Source organism: Simplicispira sp., assembly GCF_028687295.1.
GTDB classification, from domain to species: Bacteria; Pseudomonadota; Gammaproteobacteria; order Burkholderiales; family Burkholderiaceae_C; genus Simplicispira; species Simplicispira metamorpha.
In genome coordinates, this window is record NZ_JAQUAL010000019.1 from 30,556 (window position 1) to 34,648 (window position 4,093).

At 68.2% G+C, this 4,093-nt stretch carries 5 protein-coding genes; 2 read left to right on the top strand and 3 right to left on the bottom strand.

Annotation, left to right across the window (positions count from 1 at the left end; all coding sequences use genetic code 11):
- Positions 1–2 precede the first annotated feature (2 nt).
- The 3 genes from PHX69_RS04060 to panB all read right to left on the bottom strand — a co-directional run bounded on the left by PHX69_RS04060 (position 3) and on the right by panB (position 2,656).
- Positions 3–581: a pseudouridine synthase gene (locus PHX69_RS04060; protein ID WP_288042484.1), complete on the bottom strand. Its 579-nt coding sequence runs from the start codon at positions 579–581 to the stop codon at positions 3–5.
- A 154-nt stretch (positions 582–735) separates the two neighbouring features.
- The gene (gene panC / locus PHX69_RS04065) at positions 736–1,605 is read right to left on the bottom strand and encodes a pantoate--beta-alanine ligase (protein WP_288042481.1); all 870 of its coding nucleotides are present in this window, start codon (positions 1,603–1,605) and stop codon (positions 736–738) included.
- Positions 1,606–1,756: 151 nt separating this feature from the next.
- Entirely contained in the window at positions 1,757–2,656 is a 900-nt protein-coding gene (panB, locus tag PHX69_RS04070; protein WP_119012907.1) for a 3-methyl-2-oxobutanoate hydroxymethyltransferase, read from the bottom strand.
- A 137-nt stretch (positions 2,657–2,793) separates the two neighbouring features.
- Here panB and nadC point away from each other — a divergent pair, with 137 nt between their 5' ends.
- Both nadC and PHX69_RS16145 read left to right on the top strand, forming a co-directional pair.
- Entirely contained in the window at positions 2,794–3,687 is an 894-nt protein-coding gene (gene nadC / locus PHX69_RS04075; protein WP_288042482.1) for a carboxylating nicotinate-nucleotide diphosphorylase, read from the top strand.
- Positions 3,688–4,010: 323 nt separating this feature from the next.
- Positions 4,011–4,093 (top strand): RRXRR domain-containing protein (locus PHX69_RS16145; RefSeq protein ID WP_353852401.1); only part of this gene is annotated, 83 nt, incomplete at its 3' end.

Sequence of the window (4,093 nt, forward strand, 5' to 3'; positions counted from 1 at the left end):
GGCTAGGTGGGCACGCTGGCCTCGCGCCACTGCCCGGGCGCCAGGTCGTCCAGCGCCCATGGGCCGATTTGTACGCGCACCAGGCGCAGCGTGGGCAGGCCCACGGCGGCGGTCATGCGCCGCACCTGGCGGTTGCGGCCTTCGCGGATCACCAGCTCCAGCCAGGCGGTCGGGATGCTTTGCCGAAACCGCACGGGCGGGTTGCGTGGCCACAGCGTGGGGGCGGGCTCCAGCAGCCGTGCCTGGGCGGGCAGGGTTGGCCCGTCATTGAGCAGTACGCCTGCGCGCAGTTGCGCCAGTTGCGCCTCGGTTGGGATGCCTTCCACCTGCACCCAGTAGGTTTTGGCCAGCTTGTGGCGCGGGTCGGCAATGCGCGCTTGCAGGGTGCCATCGTTGGTCAGCAGCAGCAGGCCTTCGCTGTCGCGGTCGAGGCGGCCTGCGGGATACACGCCGGGCACATCGACAAAATCTTTCAATGTGGCGCGGCCCTCGCCGCCGCTGAATTGGGTCAGCACGTCAAACGGCTTGTTCAGCAGCAACAGGCGCGGCGCAGTGGGCGCGGCCTTGGCCACGCGGCGCACAGGTGCGCCGGGCGCTGGGCGTGCGCTTGCGCTGCGGCTGGCTGGGCTGCGGTTGCTGCTGGCAGGGCGAGCGCTGGCGCTGGTGCTGGTACGGCTGGCGCCCGTGTCAGCAGGCCGGTCAGGCCGCAGCACGGGGCGCGGGCGGTCTGGGCGATCAGGTTTCAAGGTTGTCGATCAGCCGCGTGTGCCCCAAGCGGGCGGCGCCCAGCACCACCAGGCTGCCTGCGCTGTCGCTGGCCTGCGGGGGCTGCAAATCGCTGCGGCGGCGCACGGTGAGGTAGTCGCACTGCCAGCCGCGCGCGGCCAGGGCCTGCTGGGCCTGCTGCTCCAGGGCGGGCAGGGATGCGGGCCACGCGGTGGGCTGGGCCTGCGCAGCGGCCAGGGCCTGATCGGCCAGGGTGCGCAGGGCTTGCGAGAGCTGCACGGCTTCAGCGCGCTCGGCCTCGCTGAGGTAGCCGTTGCGCGAGCTCAGCGCCAGGCCATCGGCGGCGCGCTGCGTGGCGCCGGCCACCACGGTGATGGGCAGCGCAAACTGCTGCACCATGCGGCGCAGCACCATCAGCTGCTGGTAATCCTTTTGCCCGAACAGGGCGGTGCCGTTGGCTTTGCCTGCAAATACGGCGCTCAGCAGCTTCATCACCACGGTGCATACGCCGGTGAAGAAGCCGGGGCGAAATTGCCCTTCGAGGATGTCGGCCAGCAGCGGGTCGGGCTGGACCTTGAAGGTTTGCGGCTCGGGGTACAAATCGGGCTCGCGCGGGGCAAACAGCACCGTGCAACCGGCGGCGCGCAGCTGGGCGCAGTCGGCCTCCCAGGTGCGCGGGTAGCTGTCAAAGTCTTCGTGCGGCAGAAATTGCAGGCGGTTGACGAAGATGCTGGCCACCGTGGCGTCGCCCAGCGGCTGGGCCTGGCGCACCAAGGCCAGGTGGCCTTCGTGCAGGTTGCCCATGGTGGGCACGAAGGCAGGGTGCTGGTAGGCGGCCAGGGCCGCGCGCAAATCGGGGATGGTGTGAACGATGTGCATAGCCGAAAGGTTGAATCAAAAACAATAGCTGCTCGCGCGCACTCTGTAAGGGCTGGAGGCCAAAAACATACCAAATTCCAGGCGTGGTGCGGTGCCTTGCCGTGTGGCTGGGTCAGCGCAGCGCCAGTGGCAGTGGCCGTGCCAGCGCGCCTTACCAGGCGTGCAGCGCGTTGTCCGGGAAGGTGCCCGCCTTGACGGCCTGCACATAGGCTTCCATGGCGCCGCGCACGCTGCCCGCGTCCTGCATGAAGTTGCGGACAAATTTGGCCATCTTGCCCAGGTTCATGCCCAGCATGTCGTGCAGCACCAGCACTTGCCCGGCGGTGCCGTTGCCCGCACCGATGCCGATGGTGTGGCAGTGCGCCAGCTCGTGCGTGAGCTCGTGCGACAGCTGCGCGGGCACCATCTCCAGCACCAGCATGGTGGCCCCGGCGTCTTGCAGCTCGCGCGCCTGGCGGCGCAGGGTTTGCGCGGCCTGGTCGGTTTTGCCCTGCACGCGGTAGCCACCCAGGGCGTGGACGGTTTGCGGCGTCAGGCCCAGGTGGGCGCACACGGGCACGCCGCGATCGACCAGAAACCGCACCGTCTCCGCTGTCCAGCCGCCGCCTTCGAGCTTGACCATGTGCGCACCCGCCTGCATCAATGCACAGGCGCTGCGCAGTGCTTGTTCTTTGGACTCGTGGTAGCTGCCAAAGGGCAGGTCGGCCACCACCCAGGCCGTGCCCTGCACCCGGTGCAGGCCGCGCGCCACGCTTTCGGTGTGATAAACCATGGTGTCCAGCGACACACCCACGGTGCTGGGCAGCCCCTGGCAGACCATGCCCAGCGAGTCGCCCACCAGCAGGCACTCCACCCCGGCGGCATCGGCCACGGCGGCAAAGGTGGCGTCGTAGGCGGTGAGCATGGTGATTTTTTCTCCAGCCTCGCGCATTTGTTGCAGGCGCGGCAGGCTCACCGGGCGGCGCTGGGGCAGGGGCGAGGCGGGCGGCAAGGTGCCGTAGGGCGTGGCGTGGGTGGCCGACAGGGCGGCAGGCGCAGCAGTGGGGTTCATGGCTGGGTCTCGGTAAGTCCTGGGGAGGGGCGAGTGTAGGGCCTGCCTGCCTGTGGCCCGGCCCAACCCATGGGAGCGTTCGGGTTCCCTGGCAGGCCGCCTGTGGCATGGGCGTCAAGCCGCTATGCTTGCCGCCCATGACATACCTCGACGATGAAACCCGCCAATCCCTGCACGCCCAGGTGCTGCTCGACGTGGCCCGCGCCTTGCAGGAAGACGTGGGCAGCGGCGACCTGACCGCTGGCCTGATTGACCCCGCGCGCCGCGCCCGGGGCCGCATCCTGGTGCGCGAAGCCGCCGTGCTGTGCGGCACCCCTTGGGCCGAGGCCGCCCTGCGCGCCCTCGACCCCACCGTGCAACTGACCTGGCATGTGGCCGAGGGCCAGCGCTGCGCTGCCGACACCGTCGTGCTGGAGTTCGAGGGCAACGCCCGCGCCCTGCTCAGCGCCGAGCGCACCGCGCTGAACTTCTTGCAGCTGCTCAGTGCCGTGGCCACCAAAACCGCCACTTACGTGCAGGCCGTGGCCGGTACCAAGGCGCATATCGTGGACACGCGCAAAACCCTGCCCGGCCTGCGCCTGGCAGAAAAATACGCCGTGCGCGTGGGCGGCGGCACCAACCACCGCATCGGCCTGCACGACGCTGTGCTCATCAAGGAAAACCACATCGCCGCTGCCGGTGGCATCACGGCGGTGCTGCGCGCTGCCGAGAAGGTGGCCGCGCGCGCCCAGTTCATCGAGATTGAAGTCGAGACGCTGGAGCAGTTGCAAGAGGCGCTGTATGCGGGCGCCAAGATGGTGCTGCTGGACAACATGCCGCTGACCACGCTGCGCGAGGCCGTGCGCACCAACGCGGCGCATGCGGGCGGCGGTGCGATTCTGGAAATCTCCGGCGGCGTCACGCTCGACGGCCTGCGCGCCCTTGCAGAAACCGGCGTGGACCGCATTTCCATCGGCACCTTGACCAAAGACGTCAAAGCCACCGATTTTTCGATGCGTTTGCAGGAGTTGCCGTCAACTACCCCGCCCTGAAGGGCGGGGCTTGGAACCGCAAGGCTTCAAGCCGGGTTGACCAGGGAAAGCGGTAACCAGCCCGCTACGTTGACAACAGGTCGTTCAGACGCACCAGCAAATGCTTCCTCAGTTTGCTGCTCTGCAAGGTTTTGATCATGCTGGGCCAAGGTAAAGGCCCGAAGGTTGAAACCGCAGCTTGCAAAAGCTGGAGCCGGTTGTGGACATTCCCGAGGGGAGCGGCCTCGCAAGAGGCCCGTCACCAGGCCCGTAAGGGCTGACGACTGGAAAGACAGCCTGTGCTGCACAGTTTGCAGTGTGTGAACGGATGGAGTGAAACGACCGTGGCGGTTTTTGTGTTGGACACCCAAGGCCAGGCGCTGATGCCCTGCACCGAAAAGCGCGCCCGGCTGCTGCTGGCGCGTGG